This window comes from Peribacillus sp. SIMBA_075, assembly GCF_046534585.1.
In genome coordinates, this window is the sequence record NZ_JAWRYN010000287.1 from 1 (window position 1) to 328 (window position 328).

Here is a 328-nt window from a genome sequence, read left to right on the forward strand (position 1 = left end):
CGAGCGCTCCCAAAATACTGACAGCTTGACCAACCGTTTTCGGAAGACGTATCCCTGCTTCGCGCAACGCTTCAAACGCTATCTCCATGATCAACGCCTCCACAATCGCCGGAAATGGAATGGCTTCCCTCGCAGCAGCAATGCTCAGCAGCAGCGTTGTTGGCAGCATCTGCTGATGATAAGTCGTAATCGCAACAGAAATCGCTGGCGTCACGAATGAAATGATCAGGAACAAATATCGCAGCCATCGTACCAGCGTAGCCATTTGAAATCGCTCAAAATAATCTTCATTGGCTTGCATCAGCATCCAGAAGGTGGTAGGAACAAT

Annotated in this window: 1 protein-coding gene; it reads right to left on the minus strand. The window is 49.4% G+C overall.

The genetic code is table 11. The features are described 5' to 3' along the window. The coding region (locus SB775_RS28280) for a spore germination protein (protein WP_410864486.1) at positions 1 to 328 on the minus strand (328 nt) is incomplete at both ends.